We start from the raw sequence: 23,021 nt of genomic DNA, 5'->3' as shown, positions 1-23,021 counted from the left end.
GTCTATAATGTTATTCTACATGGGATATTGTTAAAAAACTGTTTGCAGTTGGAACTTATATCTAGAATAAAATTACAAATAAGTGTATAATTATAGCGAGTTAGGAGGTGGTGCTATGAAAATAATTATTGTAATTCAAGGCTCACAAGGAGATGTCAATCCTTTCTTTTCTCTTGGAATAATACTTAAAGCGAGTGGGCATAAAGTGATTTTTGCGGCTCCTGATGGATTTAAGCAACAGTATATTAAGTATGGGTTTGAACATATTCCAGTTGGATTTGATTTCAAAATGAAGCCGGAAGAGGCAAACGGTAAATACATGTTTTCCCAATTAAAAAAGAGTATTGAAGATCAATTTGAGATACTAATCAATTCAATAAAGGATGCAGATTTAATCATTGGAAACGGACTGGATTTTGCGGGGAGCTCTATTTCAGAAAAGTTTGGAACACCACACATTGCGGTATTACATGTTCCTCCTGCTTTTAAATCGGATAGTATGGCACCTATATCAGTAAAAAACAGAAATCTTCCAAGGATAATTAACAAAATACACTGGAAGGTTGGCAATTTATTTATTATGATATTGTTTGGAAAATGGGTTAATATAGAAAGAGAAAAACTTTCATTACCAAAATTCAAGAACTATTGTGAACTTATGACAAAAGGTGCAATACTATCAGCTGCCAAATCATTAGCCCCAATGCCACCTGAATATAGCAATGTATTTAGAACGGGATATTGGGTATTGGATGACGGTGACGAGTTGGATGGGGAGCTTGAGAATTTTATAAATGCCGGAGAACCACCAATTTATATTGGATTTGGAAGTATGATTGACCAGGATTCCCAAAAAACTTCCCAGATATTAAATAAATTGATAAGTTTAAAGGATTATAGATTTGTTATATCAAGGGGATGGGCAAACTTAACTGCACAGAAAAATGAAAATGTTTACTTTGTTGACTATGTTCCACATGTAAAGCTATTTCCCAAAATGTCAATGACCATACACCATGGAGGTGCAGGTACTACTCACACCTCAGCTAAAGCAGGAGTGCCCCAGATATTAGTACCTCATGCCTTGGACCAGTATTACTGGGCTGATAGAATATATAAGCTGAAATTGGGGCCTAAACCACTACAAAGGCGTAAATTGACATTTCAAGGCGTTAAGATATCCATAGATGAGGTGCTGAAAAATCCAATCTACAAGGAAAATGCCGCTAAAGTAGCTAAGGAAATAAATGCAGAAGATTCAATAGGAGATATGGTGAAATACATTGAGGAGAAAGTTGGTGTAATGTGTTAGACTATATAGGGTTTGTTGCTTTTGATATGATTTGGAAATTAATAATATTTAAATAGGAGGAGATTTTTTGAGAGTACCATATTTAAAACAAGGCATTAAAGTTAAGAAGGAAAGGCTTGAATACATAAAAAACACCTGCGGAGGCAGTACAGGCTTATACTCTGGAGCATTATTCTGGCTTATGGCAAGTATCATTTCTCTTTTTTGCTCCAAGTACATATCAACATCATTTTACATATTTGGTGGTGCTATATTAGTACCTGTTTTGTCAACAAGCCTGTTAAAGTTTAAGAAAAAGAAAAAGGCTGCAGGAGAATATCTGCATTTAACTATTATTTCAAATATGATATTCGTTGCACTTTATCCCATTGCATATGTAATGCAAAATAAGCTTCCTGAGTATATTCCGATGGTAGTTGCTCTGATCAATGCTGCACATCTTCTTGTTTTTATGTGGATACACCTGGAGTTTCTTTATTGCATATTAGTTGGGGTATACTTCTCACTTTCAATAGTATTCATATTTATCTTTCAGCAATACATGTTTAATTATATGGGATTTGCATTATGTATTGTAAACCTCGTATTTGCCGTTATTATTGATAAAAGCTCCCAAAAAGTTTCTCAGATTTATCAGGAGGAGTAAAATGAAAAAAGTTTTAATTACATTATTTGCATTTATAATGTTTTCAATAACTTCTTATGCTGGTGATATGCCTGAAAGCCTTATGAGTGATGAAAACGTAAAAATTTTTACGGCAACTGTATTAGATGTTAAGAAAGATTATATTGAATTAAAAGTTGCTCACAAAATAATGGGTGATATATTTGAAAATGATATATTGAGTGTACCGTATTTTGAGTATAGTGGACGAGATAGTAAAAAGCCTGCTAAAGATGATCGTTGTGTGGTTACTGTTAAAGATAACAAGGCTTTCTATGGCTTTAAAGCGACATCAACTGATCCTAAAACCTTAAAGCTCATAAACCACCTGACAAATAAAAGCATGAATATGTTAGGCGAAAGTCAGGATGAACGATTCTTAAAATATATAAATAACGGAGAATATGAAAGGGCTGATCAGAAAAGGATAGCTAAAAAAGCTGAAGAGGATAAAGAAATACAAACAACCAAAGAGTCAAAAGAGCCTACTAAAGAAGTTCAAAAAACAGCATCCCCTGCTAATGAAGGTGAAAAAATGGAAGCCAGTAAAAGTGAAAATAATTGGATTATATACATAGTAGCAGGAGCATCTCTATTTTTTGGAGTAATCTTTTATGTGATAATTAATAAAAGAAAGCAATAAAAATACTTGGTATCAGTAAATTGAGGTGATTTTATGCTAGATAAAACCATACCCTATTACCATGTTTTAATGAAAAGAGAGGAAGGAAAGACGTTAAGTAAATTTGTTTTGCCTGCTCAGTTTAAATTTACCTTATTTAAACCTGGTGATGAAAAAGAATGGGCAGAAATAGAGACTTCGGTCGCTGAGTTTAATAGAGCTGTAGATGCATTAGTTTATTTCCAAAACGATTACTTACCTTATATAAAAGAGCTTGAGAGAAGATGTTTGTTTATAGAAAATAATGAAGGCTTGAAAGTAGCAACTTTAACAATATGGTGGTGCTATACAGGGGTTAGAAGAGATCCATGGATACATTGGGTGGCAGTCCGGCCGGAGTATCAAGGCTTGGGCTTGGGAAAGGCTCTTGTTTATGAAGGATTGAGAAGGCTACTTGAAATCGAGGGAGATGGGAATGTTTATTTGCATACTCAAACATGGAGTTACAAAGCAATAGGAATTTATAAAAAATCCGGATTTGAAATTACGCAGGAAAAAGGATTGGGCGGTTTTCAAAATTGTGATTATCACAAAGCGATGGAGCTTTTAAAGAAATACCTTTGATTTTTATAATTTTTATTTTGAAATGAGGAGTATTATGAAATCTGTGATTAAATTGAAAAAAGATGAAATGCACAAAATCACTTTTTTGTTTGAAGAAATTAAAGAAACTATGATTTGGTCATGCTTGCAGGGATATATGGGCAATGCATGGGTGGACAACATTGAAAGTCCTAAATGTGCACAGGTATTAACCGGAGATTTTTGCGTTTATGCGGGAGATAGCCATATTCACGAAGCACTTTTACTGGTTAAAAACATACCGGCTTTTCATAAAACACCATTTATACTCATGGTACCTGAAAATGAATTATGGGAGCATTGATAGAAAAAGAGTATGAGGGTAAATATAAAAAGTACTTTAGATATGCAGTTAAAAAGGAAAAGGACATATTTGACATAGCAAAGCTGCAGATGTTTGTTGATAAACTTCCTAGCCAATATGATTTGCAGCTCATAGATGAACGTTTATATGAATTGGTAAGTCAAGAAAAATGGTCTTCAGATTTATGCTCGCAATTTTCTTCATATGATGATTATAAGAATCGGGGGATTGGTTATGCCATTTTACATTTGGGCAAGCCGGTTTGCGGTGCATCATCCTATACAGTTTACGATGAAGGAATTGAGATTGAAATTGATACAAAAGAGGAGTATCGCCAAAAAGGGCTTGCAACAATCTGTGCTGCCAAATTAATCCTGGAGTGCATTGATAGGGGACTTTATCCAAGTTGGGATGCAGCAAATAAGGAGTCTTTAGCTTTGGCTGAAAAATTAGGCTACCATTTTGATAAAGAATATATTACATATGAGATAGATTGTACAAAGCTGGAAAGGACTTGATGTGGGGAGGGTTTTATGAAGAGAATAGTGATTGTATTTGCTGCTTTAATTGTGCTGACAGTTGCTATATTTGCAATTAACAGAGTCTATAATGAAAACAAAGGCATCAACTTTGATGAAATGGAAATGAGAAAAATTGCTTGGGACAGCCTGTCAGAGGGTGAAAAGAAAAGCGTGGTAAAAGATGGTGCCGGACTTAGTGCAGTTGTAGATGGTAAAAAAGAGGTCAACATAAATGGTAGTGACATATGGAAGTATGCAGAGGTTGGATTGGCAAGATATAAGGATATTAGTTCATTGAATACTGTAAAAGTAGTGTATAATGGTGAAAAACCTGAATTGGATATTATAACAAAAATAAAAAGGTGGTACTTGCAAAACCATAAAGTAGTTAGAGTAAGTTTCAAGACAACTATGGATGGCCTCTTAGGTCCGATTACCTTATATATTGATCCTGATAATAAAGAAATAATCGGGGAGAATTAAGGCTTTAATAAGAGCCTTTAAGCATGTGGGAAATAATACTTTGGGAGATTAAATATGAGTAACTGGATTTATGATGAATACAAACATTGCGGAGTTGATTATTCAAGTGAAGAACATGCCAAAAAGTATGATACCGAGCATCAGACATTTAGGGACTATGAGAAGGAATTTAATAGCATGATTGAGTTCCTTTCGTTGAAAAATACCCATGAATTAGAGGTTATTGACTTGGGGTGCGGTACAGGAGCAACCTCGGTTTATGCAACAAAACAATTTAAGAAAGTATATGGTGTAGATATCTCTGATGTGATGATAAGTCAGGCAAAGAAAAAATTATCCGATATGGATATCAGCAATATTGAGTTTATTAATGCTGGCTTTCTAAGTTATGAACATAAAAATGAACCGGTCGATTTGTTGATAACAAAGGCGGCATTTCACCATTTGCCTGATTTCTGGAAGCAGATTGCATTGCTGAAAATGAATAATATGATTAGAACAGGCGGCATATTGTATATCCATGATGTTGTCTTTCATTTTGATGCTGCTGATTATAAAGAAAAAATAGATAATTGGATTTCAATATTTGAAAAAAATGCAGGTGCAAAATTTAAAGAAGAAGTAGAAACACACATTAGAGATGAGTACAGTACCTTCAAATGGATTTTAGACGGTATGATAGAAAGAGCTGGATTTAGGATTGAAAATTGCCGTTCAAATGATGAATTTATTACCGAATATCACTGTGTAAAAGTGAAGAATATAAAAATATAGATATGTAAAATTAGACATGAGGAGGTTGTATTATGAGTAGAGTGAGAAAAGCATGTTTATTAATCACATTTTTGTCGTTATTTATGTTGATGCAAGGATGTTTTGAAAATGCAGACAGAGAAATAAGAAAGGATTTTGATGGAGTGGGATCATATATGGTTGCTTTAAAATGGAACGGGGGTATGTATGAAACTGTTACACATCATATGGTTGATAAGGCACAAATTGATAATGAAATTGGAAAAATTTCAAAAGAAGTACGGCCTATGCCTAAATTAGATGGAGAAATAAATAATACACAGGCTTTTAAGCCTGGAGATTTAATATACAGCCTAAAAGAAAATGAAATATCAGAAGCAATTGCTGTAAAAAAAGATGATAAATATTATAAAATTTATAGGGTGAGGTCATCATTAGGAATTGTTTGGGATAATGGGGAGTATGATTTTCAGGGAAACTTTGCTTACGGGGATGAAAGAGATAATGTTGGTGAGGAAATTGGAAAAGTTAAAAATATCGTAAAAGATCCCACTAAACTGGAAAGTGGAATTATTACTGTTAAGGGTGTTGAAGCTGACGCTACCCATTTTTCTATTGGAAGTAAAATTTATAAGATAAAGAATAACTCTATAGATGAAGGTGTTATAGTTCAGGGTAAAGATGGAAAATACCATAAAGCAACTTATATTAGAAAAGTTAAGATGGGTTAGGATGTATTTATAGGAGGCTAGAAATATGAATTTAAGAGATATTAAAGAAGGAGACGCTGGACAGATACTGGAATTGGTTAAAATATGTGGTCCATATGTTGCACCATATAATGTCTATGCTTATTGGATTTTAGAAAACTATTACTCTTCTACATGTAAAGTAGTAGAAGATTTAAATAGGATAATTGGATATGTTAGCGGAATGCCAAGTGTTGATAAGGGTACGTTGTTTATTTGGCAAATATGTGTACATAACGATTATAGGGGTAAGGGTGTTGCAACTTTATTGTTGGATTCATTATTTAAAAAAGCTAAAGAATATATGTTTGAAAAGATAGAGTTATCAATATCAGAAAGCAATTATGCCAGTCAAAAGCTATTTAAGAATTATTCAGAGAAAAATAACCTGAAAATTATTGAAATCAATAGGTGTGTATTTGGAGATATAACTGAAATAGTATATGAAATCAGTTTGACTTAAGCTTGCAGTTAAGGGAAGGGCTGACTCCATTTTGAGACAGCCGCTAATGCATTTTTGAAAGATCCAAAGCTATTCACCTATAATCTTAACAAGAACCCGTTTTTCACGCTTGCCATCGTATTCTCCATAAAATATCTGTTCCCAGGTTCCAAAATCCAATTTTCCGTTGGTAACTGCTGCAACAACCTCACGTCCCATGATCTGACGTTTCAGATGAGCATCAGCGTTATCTTCATATCCATTATGATTGTATTGATTATGAGGTTTTTCAGGTGCCAAATTTTCAAGCCATTTTTCGAAGTCTTGATGGAGTCCTGATTCATCATCATTAACAAAAACACTTGCAGTAATGTTCATTGCGTTTACCAATACAAGACCTTCTTTTACGCCGCTCTCATTAATGCATTGCTGTACTTGAGATGTAATATTTACATATGCCCTTCTTGTAGGCAGGTTAAAATACAATTCCTTACGGTATGATTTCATCTATAGTATCCTCCTTTGTATATTATGATTCTCTTTATAATGTACATAATTCTTCTGACTTTTTATACGTATTACTTTTGAGGAATTCCACTAAATAATCCTTACTCACAACTCTCGGGATTTTCACCTGGTTTCGTGATGCTCCATTGGATAGTAGCAAATTTTTAAACGAATTAAAGGTTTGCGGCTTAAGAAGTTCCAATGATGCATGACTTATTTTCATTACCTTTCTAAAATGATCGTAGCGGGGATTTGCTATGCAAAGCTTACTTTCAAGTATTTTTTCCACTTCAAGTTTGTCTAAGGAATCAGCATCATTTACTTCAACAAAGAAAACATATCTACCAGGTGAAACATTTATGTCAGCCATTACAGTATAATCAACTAGTTCAACCCTTAAGTCTTTGAAAGTTTCTACAATTGCTTGATGAATTGCTTGTTCGGAAGTCTTTTCAGAATATATATTGATTAGTTGATTCTTCCTGTACAAAAATTCAAGCTCTGGACTTTTACCGCGATAACCTGTCACTTTAACTACATCACCTAATCTATAGCGATAAAATCCGGCACGATTTGTAATTACTACTTCATATTTTTCACCAACTTTTAATTCATCTATACTGTATGTAGGTATTTTTTGGTTGTCAGATTCATCAATACGAATAAACTCATAATATACACTATTAGGTGCTGCCACATATATAGCTTTACCCAACTCCAATTCAATTCCGATTAATCCCTCGGTTGCAGCATATGCACCGTTATAAACAGGTATATCACTAATATATTTTTTTACTTTTTCATGGTAAACTTTGAATCCTGCTCCTGCAACACTCCAGATAAAGGCAAATTTAGGCCATATTCGTGTAACAATATGCTCAATTCCGCTCGTGAATTCTTTTTTTAATTCCGATGCTCTTTTTGGATTTGGTCTTATCTTTTTTTGTAGTTTATTTCTCAACTCTTCATCAAGCTCAATTCTACTGTTAATTGTTCCTAATTCAATATCCTTTACAAGATCAGGCCACTTATTCTCAAGACATCTTAACAAATCGAGTACAGACGAAATAAAAGGAGCTCCTATATACATTAAATCCTTTTCCATAAGTGCAAAAAGCAAATGAATATAATTAATATCAGCTTTTCCATCGTGCTTAAGAATTTCTACAGGTGATGTCCATATATATGGAATCATTTTTTCCATGGACCTCATACCTCCAGCAGTTCCTGCACTTATAGTTATTCCACCTTGAGTTTTCCCAGAAACGGTCATATTCATGAGATTAAGTCCTCTCCCATAACTCCAGGATTTTGAAAGGTTTTCACACAATACACCCTGTGTTAATAAACCCATGTATGCAGATATTGATTTCCGCGAGCTTTCCGTGGTTGGAATCAGCTTTTGACTTCCTGTAGTTCCTGAAGATGTACCGAAATACTCTACTTTCTCTGATGTAAGGATGTTATCTTTACCTTCGGCCATCCGTTCTATGTAACATTTATAATCGTCATAAACAGTAAGGGGGACAGAATCCTTAAATTTTTGAGGCGAATCAATTGATTGGAACCCATATTTTTTGCCATACACAGTTCCAATGTTCTTTCTAATAATATCCATAAGTAATTGGTTATTTCTCTGATCAGCATATTCCAAATCTTTCTCAAATGCATTTTTATATCTTTTTGCAACCTTGGAAAAAGTGTATAGCATAACCTTTGATAATAGCTTCATAAAATGTACACCCTTCTATTCCCGATAAAGTAATATTATAGAAATTATACTGCAAAAGCAGTAAAAATACTACAGTACATATTTTATTGCTTTCATAACTAATTGGATTTAAGTTCTAGGTAAAGTGTGGTAAAATTGTTTTAGCATTTTTGGATCAGAAATAATCTTTAGCTCATCACGAGCAATAAATATATAAATTAAAGGAGAGATAAATTTTGAATACACCGCTTATTTTGGATGGAAAAACTTTAGCTGCAAACATTGAGAAAGACCTAAAAGTAAGGGTACAAAGAATAAAGGATATAACTAATGAGACTCCGGTTCTTGCTACCATCATTGTTGGAAATGATCCTGCATCAGTTACATATGTAAAAATGAAAGGTAATGCATGTACCAGAGTTGGAATGAAGTCTCTTAAAATTGAGATGCCGGAAGAAACCAGTACAGAGGAATTAATTGAAAAAATAAGAGAGCTTAATAGAGATAAAAATGTACATGGTATCTTGTTACAGCACCCTGTTCCTGGGCATATAGATGAAATGGCTTGCTTTAATGAAATTGATTTGTTGAAAGATGTTGATGGAGTTAATACAAATACATTTGGAAGAATGACAATGCAGCTTGATTCATTTAAATGTGCTACGCCATATTCCATTATGACAATATTGAAGCACTATAATATACAAATTGAAGGAAAAGATGTAGTTGTAATTGGCAGAAGTCCTATACTCGGCAAACCTGTCGCGATGATGCTGCTGAATGAAAATGCAACTGTTACAATATGTCATTCCAAAACAAAAGATTTAGAAGATATAGTAAAGAGGGCAGACATAGTTGTTGCTGCGGTTGGAAAACCCAAATTTGTTAAGGCAGAATGGATCAAGGAAGGATGTGTGCTGGTAGATGCAGGATATAATCAGGGAAACGTTGGTGACATAGACCTTGAGAATGCAATAGAGAAATGTTCTGCATATACGCCGGTTCCAGGAGGGGTTGGACCAATGACAATTAATTGTTTAATTTCACAGACAGTTGAATCGGCTGAAAGGAAGTTAGGCTTAATATAATGAAACTATATGGAGGTAGTTAATGTTTATAGAAAGAATTACTGATGGAATGAAAGAAGTTTTTAAAGAAATTCCATTTGGAATAGACCATACACTTAAAGTTTTGCAAAATGCAGAAGATATAATGGAAGGTGAAAATATTGGGGAAGAAGAAAGGGAGCTAATTTCTATAGTTGCTATACTACATGACGTTGGTGCGGTTGAAGCACAGAAAAAATACGGATCAATAGACGGTGGTTATCAAGAAAGAGAGGGACCGGCGGCAGCACGAGAGATACTGCAAAAGGCAGGTTATAGCAAAAATATCGAAAGGATTTGTTTTATAATAGGTAATCATCATACTCCTTCCAAAATTGATGGAATTGATTTTCAGATACAGTGGGAAGCAGATTTATTAGAGAATTTAACAGCTATGGATATAAATAAGCAACAGCAAGAAATAAAGAAATGTATTGAACAAAACTTTAAAACAAGCACTGGTAAAAGAATTGCATATAATCGTTTTGTATTGGAATAGGTTGATATTAACATATATTGTGTAAGATACACATTGTGATAAAATTGACATAATATTCTCCTAAATGCTAAAATTAATTATATTACAATTAGCTGTAGTTAATTTTGGGTTTAGGAGAGTTTTTTATGGACAAGCTATTACCTATAGGTTCTGTTGTACTTTTAAAAGGCGGAAAGAAAAGGGTTATGATTTATGGAAGGAAGCAGTTCCGTGATGGAGAAGATAAAGTATGGGATTATATAGCCTGTCTATATCCGGAAGGAAACTTGGGGCCGGATTATACATATGTTTTTGATCATAAAAGTATTAAGAAAGTTTTCTTTATTGGATTTCAGGATTATGAAGAAATTGAATACAAAAAAATTATTAAAAAGTCGGAAAATCAAGATGAAGAAGTAAGTAATAATTCCATAGATGAAATGGACGAAGCATCCCTTATACCGGATTTTGCAGAGCTTGAAGGCAATATTGAGGCTGAGGGCTCAAAGTCGGTTGATGAGGGGGATGGTCAGGATTTACAGATAGACACATTGATATCAAGCCTGGTCAGCGATTCTTATCAAGACATGGATGAGAATCAACAAGAAGATGCACAGCCTGACACTGGAATGGATATTCTTGAGGATTTTCTTAAAATGGACATAAATCCGAATGATAAAGAGTAGTTAGTTTTTAATAGGGGGTAAACCATGAGGGATACTATACTTGTTAATCAAGAAGAAATAAGACTTATTACAAATAGATTAAGAGGTAAAAAGAAAGCTGCAGATACTTTTCTTCAGAACTTGTCAAAAGAGATTGAGTTGGCACATGAGTTTTTTGAGGGTGAGTCCTATGAAGCATATGAAAGTGAATTCAATGAATTAAAAAGTCATATTAAAAAGTCATTGTATGAGTGTTTGGATAATATCGCCGGTGCCATAGAGAAGGCAACTGGATTACTGATTGAGGCAGATAGGCAGGAAGCAAATAAAATCCATAATAACTCGGTATTTGCTAAAGACGGATCATCAATTTGTAAAGTTGGAAGTAATGTTAAGCATGCAGGAAATTCAGCATCAAAAATTGATAACGGTTTTTCGGTAACCGATACTTTGGGAAAAGTGTTTGGTCCTAGCAAAGCAAATGAAGGGGCAGTTGTAAGCGGCAGCCACGTTTTTAAACCATTTAATGCTGCTACAGTTACAACAGAAGGGGAACTGCTGGGATATAGTGCCGGTATTAAGCATAATATAGGATTTGATCTTGATAAAGGATTGGTTGGTGCAAGTATTACCGGTAAGGCTGAAGGATATGTTGCAAAAGGAGAAGTAAAAAGTCAAATTGGCCTTGCATCGGTAACTTTAGGCGGGACTGCACTTACTGGAAGTGTATCGGGAGAAGCAAAAGCCGTATTGTTTGAGGGAGGTAAACTTGACCCTCAGCTTAAGTTAAGGGCAGCTGCAGAAGCAGTCGGGCTTAAGGGCACTATTGAGCAAAAGTTCGGAAATGACCAATTCAACATTCACCAGGGTGCAGAAGGAAAAATAGGAGATGCAAGTGCTGAGGCTTATGCCGTGGTTGGAAAGGATGGTATAGGAGTTGGTGCCGGAGCAGATGCCGCAGTGTTTAAAGGTGAAGTAAAACAAGGGTTTACGCTTTTTGGAGTTAATTTTGATGTTACTGCAGAAGGAGAAGCTCTTGCAGTTGGTGCAGAAGCGAAGTTTGGTGTGGATAAAGACTCTTTTGAGTTGGGAGGAAAGCTCAGTGCTCTTGCAGGACTAGGGCTAAACCTTAAAATAAGCTGGTAACCAGCAGTTTTTAGGAGGATAATTGATGAAAGAACTATTACCAATAGGGTCTGTCGTGCTATTGAAGAATGGAACTAAAAGGTTGATGATTTGCGGCAGGATCCAAGCCAAGGTTGATGATGATACATTATATGATTATTGTGCATGTTATTTTCCTGAGGGTATTATTAACCCCAGAGAGTTATTTTTATTCAATAATGAAGATATAGATACTGTTTATTTTGTAGGATTACAGGATGTTGAAGAGTTTGAGTTCAGGGATTATATAAAGAAGAAGCTGGAAGAGATACAAAAAAAGAGTGAGTAATTCTTATGATGATAAAATTACTCACTCAATAACAAGTTTTGGTGTGGATTATGTTTTTTCATTCAAATTGGTGACTATACATAAAAAATGATCATGTAAATTGTAGAAATAATCAATGTGATAATCATCATTGGAAAAGCAACCTTAAAGAACTTTCCGAAAGTGATCTTGTGCCCATGCTCCAAAGCCATTCCCGAAGCTATTACATTTGCACTTGCACCAATAATTGTGCCATTACCGCCTAGACATGCACCAAGTGACAGTGCCCACCACAGCGGCCCTAGATCCATATTTGACATGTCTCCCAAATCCTGAATCATTGGGATCATGGTTGCAACAAATGGAATATTATCAACAAAAGCAGATGCTATTGCGGAGACCCATAGAATTCCAAGCATTGTCAGCGTGGGATTTCCGTTTGTTACATCAAGAATTCCTTCTGCCAATAGCTTGATGAGTCCGCTTTCTTTAATACCACCAACTAGAATAAATAATCCTGCAAAAAAGAATATTGTGTTCCACTCAATTTCTTCAAATATTTTGTGAGGCTTATGCCCTGAAATAAGAAGTAATACAACTGCACCTGCAATAGCAATTGTAGCAGACTCATAGTGAAATACGCCATGCAACATAAACCCTAGTATTGTAAGACCTAAAACAGTTAAGGACTTCACCATAAGCCATTTATCTTTAATTGCTTCATTTTCATTCATCATAATTACTTTCTTCTTGTTTTCATCAAGAGTATGAATTTTACTCCTGTAGAATATTACATAAAGTACACTGGTAACAATTAAGTTAAAAAAGGCGACTCCTGCAACATTTTTTATGAAATCCATGAAGCTGAGACCTATAGCTCCGCCAATCATGATGTTTGGTGGATCGCCTATTAAAGTGGCAGTTCCCCCTGTATTGGATGCGAATATTTGAGCAATAATAAATGGAACAGGATTAATATGAAGGTCCTTAGCAACACTAAATGTTAACGGAATGATCAACAAAATTGTTGTAACATTATCAAGGAATGCAGATAAAACTCCTGTTATTATTGATAGAAAAAGCATAATTTTCCAGGGCTCACCTTTTGCCAGTTTAACCGTTTTGATACCTAGATACTCAAAAACCCCGGTTTTTCTCGTAATTATTACAATAACCATCATGCTGATAAGAAGTCCTAAGGTATTGTAGTCGATTTCATGAAATGCCTTTTCCTGACTGAGAACCCTTAGAAATATCATAAGTGCAGCTCCGCATAGTGCAATTAGAGTTCTTTCAATTTTGTCGGTAATAATAAGTATATAAGCAATAACAAAAATTGAACCGGATATAATCATGCTCATTGTTTCTTTTTCCATATGACACCCCTTTTAGAATGCTTCCTGACATACTTGGCAAAAAATGCTATAGTCAAATGAAACATTTTAGATTTTTTTCAACACTTTTAATATTGTAAGCCTTAAAGATATCGGCAAAGAAGTTTTTTTATTTAACGATATTTTTAAAGAGTTTAAAGTTAATATGTATAAATTGTATACAAGTATTTAAATACATAATAAAAAGTTATAAAATATTTCTCAATATCATCCGAAATTATTAACGTCATAAATATAAAACAGATTATATTAAGGAGCTATTATGGATATCGCTACACTAATCGGTCTTATAGCAGGAGTTATATGTCTTATTATATCTATTCTCCTTGGCGGCAGTCTTTTGGCCTTTTTTGATATACCATCCATTTTTATCGTTATTGGCGGTGGATTGTGTTCTGTCTTAATAAGCTATCGTATAAAAGAAGTAGCAGCACTTATGAAAGTAGCTGTAAAAACATTTAAAAATAATTCAAAACCTCCATTTGAGATTATACAGGAACTTGTACAACTTTCTACTCTTGCAAGGCGTGAAGGGCTATTGGCTCTGGAAAGTAACCTTGAAAAAATTGAAGATGATTTTTTAAAAAATGCTATACAGCTGGTTATAGATGGAACTGAAGCTGATATTGTAAGGGAATCTCTCGAGTTGGAGCTAACAAATTTGCAAAAACGGCATACAAAGGGTCAGGGATTGTTTAAAACTCTTGCAGCAATGTTTCCGGCGTGGGGTATGATTGGAACTCTGATAGGGTTAATCAACTTATTAAAGGCTCTTGATGACCCCACTAAGATCGGCCCTTCAATGGCTGTTGCATTAATTACGACTTTCTATGGAAGCCTTCTTGCAAACTTTATATGTACTCCGATGGCTGCAAAGCTTGCTACTTCAAGTAAAGAAGAAGTTCAGCTTAAAACACTTACCATAGAAGGTATTTTATCCATTCAAGCAGGGGAAAACCCAAAGATAATGGAACATAAACTCAAGACGTTTTTATCTCCTCAGGACAAGATGATTTATGATGAGAAGTATCGTTCTGAAAGCAAAACTTAATTTTAAATTTGACTTTGAGGTGTATATATGGCTAAATCTAATCTAAATGAACCAGAGGAAGAACAATCTGAAGGTGCACCTGAATGGATGGTTACCTATAGCGATCTGGTTACACTCCTGCTGACTTTTTTTATACTTCTTTTTTCTATGGCAACACTTGATAAGCAAAAATTTATGGAGGTTGCAAAGTCATTAAGAAGCAGCTTTACCCATACCAGTAATGGTGAAATGTTTGATACAAATAAGGGAAAGGATATGATTGCAATTTTGGAAAGTAATAATGGATATGCAAAGGAGTCCAAAGAAGGAGATAGTACTGAAGGAGAAAAGGAAAAGAGTGAATCTGCAACGAAGGATGCAAAGAAAGAACTGGAAAAGAGTAAAATTACGATGGAAGATGTAAAGAAAGAACTGGAAATCACTATCAAAGAAGAAAAAATAAGTGATAATGTAAAATTGCTGGAAACCCAAGATAAAGTGATATTAAGAATTGATTCAGTCATTCTTTTTGATTCAGGTTTTGCGGATATAAAGAAATCCGGATTGAGTGTCTTGGGAAAAATTGGTCAAATGCTCAAGAAATTAGATAATGACATAATTGTAGAAGGGCATACCGATAGCATACCTATTCACAATTCACAATACCCCTCAAATTGGGAACTTTCGGCCAAGCGTTCCATTAATGTAGTTCTGTTCCTGGCTAAGCAGTCCGGACTTCCATCCCAGCAACTAACTTCAACTGCAAGCGGTGAATTTAAACCTATTCTACCCAATAACTCCGAAGCTAATCGGGCAAAAAACCGGAGAATTGATATAGTAATTATAAAGGACAAAATAGAACAATTGATCCCTTGAGGATGTGGATGGAATAAAAAATATTTAATTTGCAAGTACAAATAAAATAAAGAGCTGCCCATTGTAGACAGCTCATTTTAGCTACTAAAACCATTGATGACTAAAATGTGATAGATCCGTTTTGGATTTCGATATCTTGTATTTTGTCACCGTTAATTTTGTAAAACTCAGGCTTTTCAGTGTCTATTCCGGAAATTTTTATATCGGTTGTGCCTGATGCATCGGGTAGTACTTTGAATTTAATAATAAAAAGAGAACCGTCGGTAAATGCAATATCAGAATTATCGTTTGAAGATATAATTATTTGTCCGTTTGCAGCGTTACTTAAATCTATATTACCATTAGCTACGATAAATTTACTGTCCTTGGCAGTGCCCTCAAATACATTTGAAACAGCTAGTTTCGACGGATCAAAAGTTATCTTTACACTAAATTTACCCAAATCATGGAGGTTTATATAATTTATACTGTATAGTATTTCAGACCTATTAAGACCTTTTATATCATAAGCGTAAATCTTGGTAATATCACGCTCAGGTTCACCTCTCAATTCAGGAGGAAGAGTCGGGTCCGGTTCTGTTCCAGGTACTATACTTGTCGGCATTGAAATTACCTTTGAAGTAGGCGTTGGTGTCGACACCGCTGTTTCCAATGTGGATGATGGAGTGCTGTCACCTTTTAAATGTTTTAAATAATTGAAAATCATAGTAGCAACTTCTGCTCTTGTTGCTTTACCATCAGGTTTAAATGAGCCGTCCGGATAACCTCCAATAATACCATTTTGCTTTGCCATAATTACACTATTATAATACCACTTGCTGCTTTTAATATCTTTAAATGTATCGGTTTCGGAGGTTTCTTTAAGCTCAAATTGTCCAATTCTTGCGATCAAGGATGCGATTTCAGCCCTTGATATTTGATTGTTAGGCTTAAATGTACCATCGGGATATCCACCGGTAATCCCATTACTTGCAGCTTTATCAATACTTTCTTTAAACCAGGCTTTCTCCTTTACGTCAGAAAAACTTACAAGACCAGCAGGATTTATTTCATAATCTCCTGTCCTCATCAAAATTGTCAGAAACTCAGCTCTGGTTATATTTCTGTTTGGCTGAACCAGCAATTCACCTTTTACCTTAACGCCTTTTATGTAGCTTTTATCGATTAAATCGCTTAAATAATCTTCTGCCCAATGCCCTTTTATATCTTTATAGTCGGAATCTCCCGCATAAACAGTATTATATGATACAGCAATAAATACAAGGTAAATAATTAATAATGCCATACTGAGTATGCTTGCATTATGATTTTTTTTCATTCTGATCATTCGCATTTCCCCCTGGTATATTTTTTCCTTAATTTACGTCGATAAAATCATTAATTACAGCTTCAAATGTCACTGTACCTTTTGAAGCATGGCCTTCTATACCTGGTATTCCGATGTTTTTATAAATAACATTAGCTGTTATTATAACTTTACCGTCATCTAACTTTTTAGAATTAAGTACAGTAGGTTTTTTTCCTGTTATCAAAAGCTTGGTATGATCAGAACCGAAAGCTATTTTTACGGAGGCAGCACTATCTGCAGTTGCAATAGGCAGACCGGATACATCTGCTTCAAATTCTATATTCTTAAGTATGGATTGAATGTTTTTTTCTTCTGTCATAGCTGAATTATTTTGATTCTCTATATTTTCAACTTTCCAACGCTGGGTTTGATCACCGTAGTAATTCTTGAATGTTATTTTTGACCCTGATTTTTGAATGCACATGGATGATATTTTGGAAGTTATTTTATAATTTCCGTCTTCCATTAAATCAATTTTCCACAACTGCATATCTTTATTAGCCCCGCGATATTTACCTTTGCACCATAAAATATTTTTGCCGTTTTGGTCTGTTGTAAGATTAACGGAGAGGTCACCATCGGTAAAAATTCTGTAATATACTTTGTCATCTTCAGCTTTTTCAGGTTTTATAATCAAGACTCCATCGGAAAAACTGGAATTGCTGCCATCACCTAAGGATACATCAGTTGTATCTTTAGATGAATTGGCCGCCGCTATTTTATCAAACCCAATATAGTAATTATCCTCGCCAGCAGGGTAAATTTTATATGTGTTTCCATCTAATGAATCAACATCAGCAACTTCACTAAAATATTTATGGTTGTAATGGTAGTTATTCATTATTTTTGACACATCTTTATTAAATTTATTTTTATTTTCAGCAGATAATGTATCTGGCAGTAGTGATGATATGGATACTTCTTGTGTTTTACCCACCTTCATTTCAATATTTTGTATTTGAGGCATAATGGATATAACACTTCCTGAACCTTTAACTCTGTTTTTGGCACCATATCCATAACCTGATGATTCAGTGGTTACTTCACCGATACCGTGAGCTTCGTTTTTTAAAATTACTTTTGCAGAAACGTCATCTGGTGTTCCATCTTCAATACCAAAGATATTAATGCTATCATTATTATCTATACTCCAATTTTTCAAATGCCTGTCGGGGGTGTCAAGACCATTTGCAGGATTTACAACAGCATTCACATTTGCAGCTTCTTTCTGATTGCCAAAAACAATAAGCGGAGGCATTATGATTGAGTTAACAGTTTGTTTGACATTAATGGTCTTTATTTGGTCAGAGGTTAATGCGGTGTACTTTTCAAGGGTTACCGGATTGTGGAAAAGGAAAGTCCCTGAAATACGATCAACATCAATTTGGCCTGTTTTTATAACTCTAAACCGAATTGTAAATTTAACTTCACCAGGATCCAATGTATATTTATTGAAGGTTCCATCCTTTAGTTTTAATGTCAATTTTAATGGTACTAATAATTTGTTTGATTCTTCTACTTTTATGTCTTGATTATTTTTTAAGTCCAAAAACTCTCCGGGTATAGCATTTAAACTATTAGTGTCCAATTCAAGACTTTCTTCAGGAAATTTTTGAACTAATTGTGCCTGGCTAAAATCGAATGGGTCTATAAGCGATTTTTGTATATCTTTAAAAACTTGTTCAAGCTCTGTTCCATTAGATGGGCGATAAAAGTAATCATCGCTCCCATCTCCGTTTACATCACCGACAGTAGAAGCTCTTCCTGCTTTTGCTACTTCATTCATGGTTTCTGCTTGAGTTTTTTCAATACCAAAACCTATCAAAAAGTTTGTAAAGCTCATTGACTGTGAATTAGAATACATATATTTCATAACTTCACAGGCATAATCTTTGTAAGGCTTAACATTATAAGCATCAGCCTTATCAGGGTAATATTTTGGATTTGTTGAAGTGGCTGTGACTGCATCTTTGCCAAAGTAGGGGCTATTGATATCATCAACAGTACGCATCGTTGGTGCACCATCTGTCAAAGTAATAATGTATTTTTTAGCTTTATTATTGCCAGAATTAAGAAGTTTATAGTATGCTGCCCTCAATCCATCTCCTAAATTTGTTCCGGATCGAAGAGTTGCATCGCTATTTCCATTTTTATTCTTTTCATCCTCAATTTTTTCATTCCATTTGTCAACTTTAGAAATAAATTCATTTTTTATTTTATCTGGCGTAGCATCCGTTAAATCTGTTATTGTTTCTGCAAAAGGTCCAAATCCAATTAAACACATCTTTGTATTGGGGATATTCCATTTTTTCAGAATATCGGAAAATACCCTTTTCAAAGCTGCCAATCTCGTTTCTCCGCTGTTTCCTGAAGTTTTTCCTGTCATACTTGAAGTCAAGTCAATAACAAAAGCTATTTCTTTTGGTATGTCTAAAGTCACTTCGTCACTTTTAATTGTATACTCGACATTTATCATCTCCCCGAGATAATAATTGTTTGAAGCTGTACCGTCTTCTTTTGTTATCTTCTTGGTGATCTTTAAGAAATCACTTAAAGTTTTACCGGGTTCGTCACCAAAGCCTATTACACATGCTTGTCCCATAACAAAAGTCATTATCAGCAGAAAAATCAAAATTTTCAATGTTAAATATTTTTTTTCCCCCATAAAAAATTCAACCTCCTCTAAGTATAAACTTATATGTATTACTTAATTACATATATACACTTTATATATAAAATTTGGTACGCAGTAGAAAAAAATAATATATTGTAAGTTTATGTATTTACAACAAATTATTTTATTATTTAAGGATAGATATATTTACATTTATTATATATTGGTGCGAATCTGGAGAAGTATATCTTATGTAATGTTACAATTATCAAAGCGTCATACATATTGCGTGTTTTCAAAGAACGAATTATAGCAGACACTATTTTTGATTGGTAATGATTTAAATATCACTTAATTACTATTTATAACAAATATATCATAAAATTAGTTATTTGTAAATAATATGACATGTTAAGGTAATAAAATTACAGATTTTGAAAAATTCTGTCATCTAATTACTATAAAGGGATCTCATCAATTCCGACAAGGTCTTCACCATAATCAAATTTGCACTTGATACAAATGTATTTGTCATGGATTACAAATTTCGGCAAATCAATTTCCGGTTTAAATTGAGATTTTATCTTATAAAAACCTGTTTGATAAAAAAAGTCGTTGAATACAATAATATCTCCTACATTAATATTGCCATGGAGCTTTTCCCAAAAACATAACATATGGTCGCCGCTTAATCGCGATAACATTACCATTGAAAGGTTTTATCAGAATAGGATTTAGTTTCGATTTGATGGACATAATGCCAATTCCAAGTCTGATGTAATTCAAACATTCTAAAGAGATGTCTTACGGTGGGAATAATCTTGAAATATTTCTTACCTGTGTACTCAACTTCAAAAGTATCATTGACCAAATCATTATCAAGTAAAAAGTATTCAAGCTTGGAAGGAAATCTCAAATACTTTTCCATTGAGAAATTTCCTTTAAGTGCTGTAGAAATTATTTCATCAGAAGATAAATAGTCTATATCAAGCTCCTGGTCAAACTCGTGGAAACATAATATGTCACCATTATCAGCTTTGTAGAAATAAAATGAATCAAACTGGTATATAATTTTATATGTTCTCCCAGCAGTTAGTTTTCCGGGTATTTCTTTAATGCACTTTGAATAAAGTGCAGATCTTTTAATGGCAATTTTCATATTGACCTCCAATAAGAACATTAAATGTAAGGTTAATAACACTTTTAATATATTAAAAGTGTTAAATCTTTTACATTTGTCTATCGCAAATCCCGCTAAAACCGTTCGTTATTTGCTCTGACAAATGTAAGATTAATAACACTTTTAATATATATTATAGCATCTCTTCGACTTTTCTCACAGCTAAATCCGGCCCGCCGGCACTAATAAAGGATTGTTGAACTTTCTTTACTGCTGCTTTGAAAGAATCATTTTCCATAACAAGCTTTGCTTCACGCCTTAAATTTTGTGCAGTTACATCATGCTTTTTTAGCACTTTTCCGGCACCTAGTTCCTGTAACCTATAAGCATTAAAAAACTGGTCTGCACCAAGGGGGACTAAAATCATAGGTACTCCCAGATACATTCCGTCAGAAACGCTTCCCATGCCTCCGTGGGCAATAAATAAGTCTGCATGCTTTAAAACTTCGGCCTGAGGTACAAAGTCACGAACAATAAAGTTTTGAGGAATATCACCAATTAGCTTAATGGTTTCTTTATTACCTGTGGACATTACTACAAGATATTCACTATCCTTGAATGCGTCTATGACACTTTTGAAGAAACCTGTCCAGCGATTAAAAGCCGTACCTAGTGTAGCATAAATTATTTTTTTCTTAGAGTCTTCCAATTTGCTGATAGGAAATGTATCATCCATTAATGAAATTGTTGGCGAGGGTCCTATAAATAGACATTTATCGTCAAATGTTGATGCTTCGGGGTGAAAGTAGTTACTGGTAAAATTGATGTTTAAAGTAGATGATTGAGGTCCGATAGCAGTAAGTAAATCATTGATTTTTAAATCTAGAAGTGGTGAAAGAAGAAACCTTGACAGCAGTTTTCTCGTTATAGAATTTCGTGCAACAACTCTAATTAGAGCAGGAATGCCTATTGCAATTTTTACAAGATGATTGAGAGTTTGCTCATTCATCAAAAATATAGCAGAACAAAAGATAATGGGTTTTTTAATCTCTTTTGCCATTTTGGTTATATCATAGTGCATTCCGCCTAATAATATAACATCATATTGCGGACCAAGTTCTCTAATTCCGGCATCAATTTCTTTAAAAGCTTTACGTATATTCCTTAAAATATTAAATTTTCTATCGGTGAAATCTATATCAACCGGGGTGAGATATGGAATAAATGTGGCACCACAGTATTCCACCTTTTTCCTGAAACTCTCCGATATCAGATAATCAACCTTATGTCCGGCTTTTACGAAAGCCAGGACCAGTGGAAAAGTGGGGTTAACATGTCCGTGTGCCGGTATATTTACAAATAAAATTCTTGCCATAAAAAATTCTCCCAACGTATAATTGTATATTAAACATTTTTATACAAAATTTTTGTAAATGTGTGTTTTTGTGTTATTTATCAGTATAATTGAAGTGTATAAAAATGTAAATAATTAATTGGTATAATAATAGGCCTCTTTATTATTTATATATATATAAATATCTATAAACAATCTATTATATAAAAATAACATCTGTTCTTAGGGGTTGAAGTGATTTAATATTAAATCGAGCTCAATAGAGATCGGCCTTGGCTATAAAAATAGGGGAGTAATATCGTTTTAACATAATTAAATACTGATTTTTTGGTGGGGAATTAATATGAACGGATACTAAAGCATAACTTAATCTCTCTTGATTATAAATTAAACCTACCTTATTTAGGACAGAGCAGGTCTATATTAAAAGTATGATTATTAATACTTTTAATACAGACCTGTTCTGTCTTTAAATATAATCAGTAAATAAAAGTCCTTTAATATGTATTTATTTGTGATATAATGGAATATGAAGGGGGAGATTGTTAATGATTATTTGGAGCGGCTGGGGTATCCTTACTCCTGTAATTGTAATGTTAATGGCATTAATAGGAGGAGGTATTGGCAGCATATTTTTAGGGAACGCCGGCTCAAAAGGAAATTGGTTTATAGATGTATTTATTGTTCTTTCATCAGTTATTATCTGGAAGGTCGGTAAATATTTCAACAGAAATGCCAATGAAGTTTATGCAAATCAAGCAACAGGTGAAACACGCCGAGTAGGGAATAGGCACACATTTTTCTTTATTCCTATGCAGTATTGGGCAGTTGGAGTTATTATACTTGAAATTGTAACTATTTTCGCATGATTATAAAAAAGATATGTAGCAGATA

24 protein-coding genes and 1 pseudogene are annotated in these 23,021 nt (G+C 34.0%); 17 read left to right on the top strand and 8 right to left on the bottom strand.

The features are described from left to right. Positions 1–115 precede the first annotated feature (115 nt). The 9 genes and pseudogenes from Bccel_RS06725 (at position 116) to Bccel_RS06685 (ending at position 6,513) form a co-directional block, all read left to right on the top strand. A complete protein-coding gene (locus tag Bccel_RS06725) occupies positions 116–1,312 on the top strand; it encodes a glycosyltransferase (RefSeq protein ID WP_036943773.1) in 1,197 nt (398 codons plus the stop codon). A gap of 67 nt (positions 1,313–1,379) precedes the next feature. Next, entirely contained in the window at positions 1,380–1,958 is a 579-nt protein-coding gene (locus tag Bccel_RS06720) for a DUF7010 family protein (protein WP_036943775.1), read from the top strand. Between the two features lies 1 nt (position 1,959). After that, positions 1,960–2,619, top strand: a complete 660-nt coding sequence (locus Bccel_RS06715) for a hypothetical protein (protein ID WP_036943777.1) — start codon at positions 1,960–1,962, stop codon at positions 2,617–2,619. Positions 2,620–2,652: 33 nt separating this feature from the next. Continuing rightward, positions 2,653–3,222 carry a GNAT family N-acetyltransferase gene (locus Bccel_RS06710; protein WP_036943779.1) on the top strand — a complete coding sequence of 190 codons (570 nt, stop codon included), beginning with the start codon at positions 2,653–2,655 and terminating at the stop codon, positions 3,220–3,222. A gap of 22 nt (positions 3,223–3,244) precedes the next feature. Beyond that, positions 3,245–4,062, top strand: a pseudogene (locus tag Bccel_RS06705) (GNAT family N-acetyltransferase). Positions 4,063–4,077: 15 nt separating this feature from the next. After that, positions 4,078–4,548: a hypothetical protein gene (locus tag Bccel_RS06700; protein WP_050753214.1), complete on the top strand. Its 471-nt coding sequence runs from the start codon at positions 4,078–4,080 to the stop codon at positions 4,546–4,548. A gap of 54 nt (positions 4,549–4,602) precedes the next feature. After that, the gene (locus tag Bccel_RS06695; protein ID WP_036943785.1) at positions 4,603–5,322 is read left to right on the top strand and encodes a class I SAM-dependent methyltransferase; all 720 of its coding nucleotides are present in this window, start codon (positions 4,603–4,605) and stop codon (positions 5,320–5,322) included. Between the two features lie 32 nt (positions 5,323–5,354). Then, positions 5,355–6,032: a hypothetical protein gene (locus Bccel_RS06690; protein ID WP_036943787.1), complete on the top strand. Its 678-nt coding sequence runs from the start codon at positions 5,355–5,357 to the stop codon at positions 6,030–6,032. Positions 6,033–6,057: 25 nt separating this feature from the next. Then, positions 6,058–6,513: a GNAT family N-acetyltransferase gene (locus Bccel_RS06685; RefSeq protein ID WP_036943789.1), complete on the top strand. Its 456-nt coding sequence runs from the start codon at positions 6,058–6,060 to the stop codon at positions 6,511–6,513. A gap of 69 nt (positions 6,514–6,582) precedes the next feature. Here Bccel_RS06685 and Bccel_RS06680 read toward each other — a convergent pair whose 3' ends face one another. Beyond that, on the bottom strand, positions 6,583–6,999 hold the full coding sequence (locus tag Bccel_RS06680; RefSeq protein ID WP_036943791.1) for a secondary thiamine-phosphate synthase enzyme YjbQ: 417 nt from the start codon (positions 6,997–6,999) through the stop codon (positions 6,583–6,585). Positions 7,000–7,033: 34 nt separating this feature from the next. Further along, positions 7,034–8,731, bottom strand: a complete 1,698-nt coding sequence (locus Bccel_RS06675; RefSeq protein WP_036943793.1) for a GH3 auxin-responsive promoter family protein — start codon at positions 8,729–8,731, stop codon at positions 7,034–7,036. 215 nt (positions 8,732–8,946) lie between these two features. Here Bccel_RS06675 and Bccel_RS06670 point away from each other — a divergent pair, with 215 nt between their 5' ends. The 5 genes from Bccel_RS06670 (at position 8,947) to Bccel_RS06650 (ending at position 12,412) form a co-directional block, all read left to right on the top strand. Further along, positions 8,947–9,798: a tetrahydrofolate dehydrogenase/cyclohydrolase catalytic domain-containing protein gene (locus Bccel_RS06670; RefSeq protein WP_036943795.1), complete on the top strand. Its 852-nt coding sequence runs from the start codon at positions 8,947–8,949 to the stop codon at positions 9,796–9,798. A 22-nt stretch (positions 9,799–9,820) separates the two neighbouring features. Next, positions 9,821–10,315, top strand: coding sequence for an HD domain-containing protein (locus Bccel_RS06665; protein ID WP_036943797.1), 495 nt, complete (start codon positions 9,821–9,823; stop codon positions 10,313–10,315). Between the two features lie 125 nt (positions 10,316–10,440). Beyond that, positions 10,441–10,980, top strand: coding sequence for a DUF4176 domain-containing protein (locus tag Bccel_RS32295; RefSeq protein WP_081927047.1), 540 nt, complete (start codon positions 10,441–10,443; stop codon positions 10,978–10,980). 24 nt (positions 10,981–11,004) lie between these two features. After that, positions 11,005–12,105 (top strand): WXG100 family type VII secretion target, encoded by a 1,101-nt coding sequence (locus Bccel_RS06655; RefSeq protein WP_036943799.1) that lies wholly within the window; start codon positions 11,005–11,007, stop codon positions 12,103–12,105. A 25-nt stretch (positions 12,106–12,130) separates the two neighbouring features. Further along, a complete protein-coding gene (locus Bccel_RS06650; protein ID WP_036943801.1) occupies positions 12,131–12,412 on the top strand; it encodes a DUF4176 domain-containing protein in 282 nt (93 codons plus the stop codon). A 74-nt stretch (positions 12,413–12,486) separates the two neighbouring features. On the opposite strand, the gene Bccel_RS06645 is transcribed toward Bccel_RS06650, so the two are convergent. Beyond that, complete coding sequence (locus tag Bccel_RS06645) at positions 12,487–13,746, bottom strand: ArsB/NhaD family transporter (protein WP_152966138.1); 1,260 nt, start codon at positions 13,744–13,746, stop codon at positions 12,487–12,489. Positions 13,747–14,047: 301 nt separating this feature from the next. Here Bccel_RS06645 and Bccel_RS06640 point away from each other — a divergent pair, with 301 nt between their 5' ends. Beyond that, positions 14,048–14,836, top strand: a complete 789-nt coding sequence (locus Bccel_RS06640) for a motility protein A (protein ID WP_036943805.1) — start codon at positions 14,048–14,050, stop codon at positions 14,834–14,836. A 27-nt stretch (positions 14,837–14,863) separates the two neighbouring features. Next, on the top strand, positions 14,864–15,691 hold the full coding sequence (locus Bccel_RS06635) for a flagellar motor protein MotB (RefSeq protein ID WP_036943807.1): 828 nt from the start codon (positions 14,864–14,866) through the stop codon (positions 15,689–15,691). A 100-nt stretch (positions 15,692–15,791) separates the two neighbouring features. Here the strand turns inward: Bccel_RS06635 and Bccel_RS06630 are convergent, their stop codons facing one another. The 5 genes from Bccel_RS06630 to Bccel_RS06610 form a co-directional block, all read right to left on the bottom strand. Next, entirely contained in the window at positions 15,792–17,018 is a 1,227-nt protein-coding gene (locus Bccel_RS06630) for an S-layer homology domain-containing protein (protein WP_036943809.1), read from the bottom strand. A gap of 28 nt (positions 17,019–17,046) precedes the next feature. Further along, positions 17,047–19,704 carry a vWA domain-containing protein gene (locus Bccel_RS06625; RefSeq protein ID WP_036943811.1) on the bottom strand — a complete coding sequence of 886 codons (2,658 nt, stop codon included), beginning with the start codon at positions 19,702–19,704 and terminating at the stop codon, positions 17,047–17,049. Positions 19,705–20,111: 407 nt separating this feature from the next. Next, positions 20,112–20,330 carry a hypothetical protein gene (locus tag Bccel_RS06620; protein WP_050753213.1) on the bottom strand — a complete coding sequence of 73 codons (219 nt, stop codon included), beginning with the start codon at positions 20,328–20,330 and terminating at the stop codon, positions 20,112–20,114. A gap of 26 nt (positions 20,331–20,356) precedes the next feature. Continuing rightward, entirely contained in the window at positions 20,357–20,812 is a 456-nt protein-coding gene (locus Bccel_RS06615; protein WP_050753212.1) for a hypothetical protein, read from the bottom strand. Between the two features lie 154 nt (positions 20,813–20,966). Continuing rightward, complete coding sequence (locus Bccel_RS06610; RefSeq protein WP_036943815.1) at positions 20,967–22,148, bottom strand: macrolide family glycosyltransferase; 1,182 nt, start codon at positions 22,146–22,148, stop codon at positions 20,967–20,969. A gap of 527 nt (positions 22,149–22,675) precedes the next feature. Between Bccel_RS06610 and Bccel_RS06605 the strand changes: the two genes are divergently transcribed. After that, complete coding sequence (locus Bccel_RS06605) at positions 22,676–22,996, top strand: hypothetical protein (protein WP_036943817.1); 321 nt, start codon at positions 22,676–22,678, stop codon at positions 22,994–22,996. The last annotated feature ends 25 nt before the right edge of the window (positions 22,997–23,021 follow it).

The organism is Pseudobacteroides cellulosolvens ATCC 35603 = DSM 2933, from assembly GCF_001262605.1.
Lineage (GTDB): Bacteria > Bacillota > Clostridia > Acetivibrionales > DSM-2933 > Pseudobacteroides > Pseudobacteroides cellulosolvens.
Note: the sequence above shows the minus strand (reverse complement) of the source record. Positions and strands in the feature narration are given on the sequence as shown.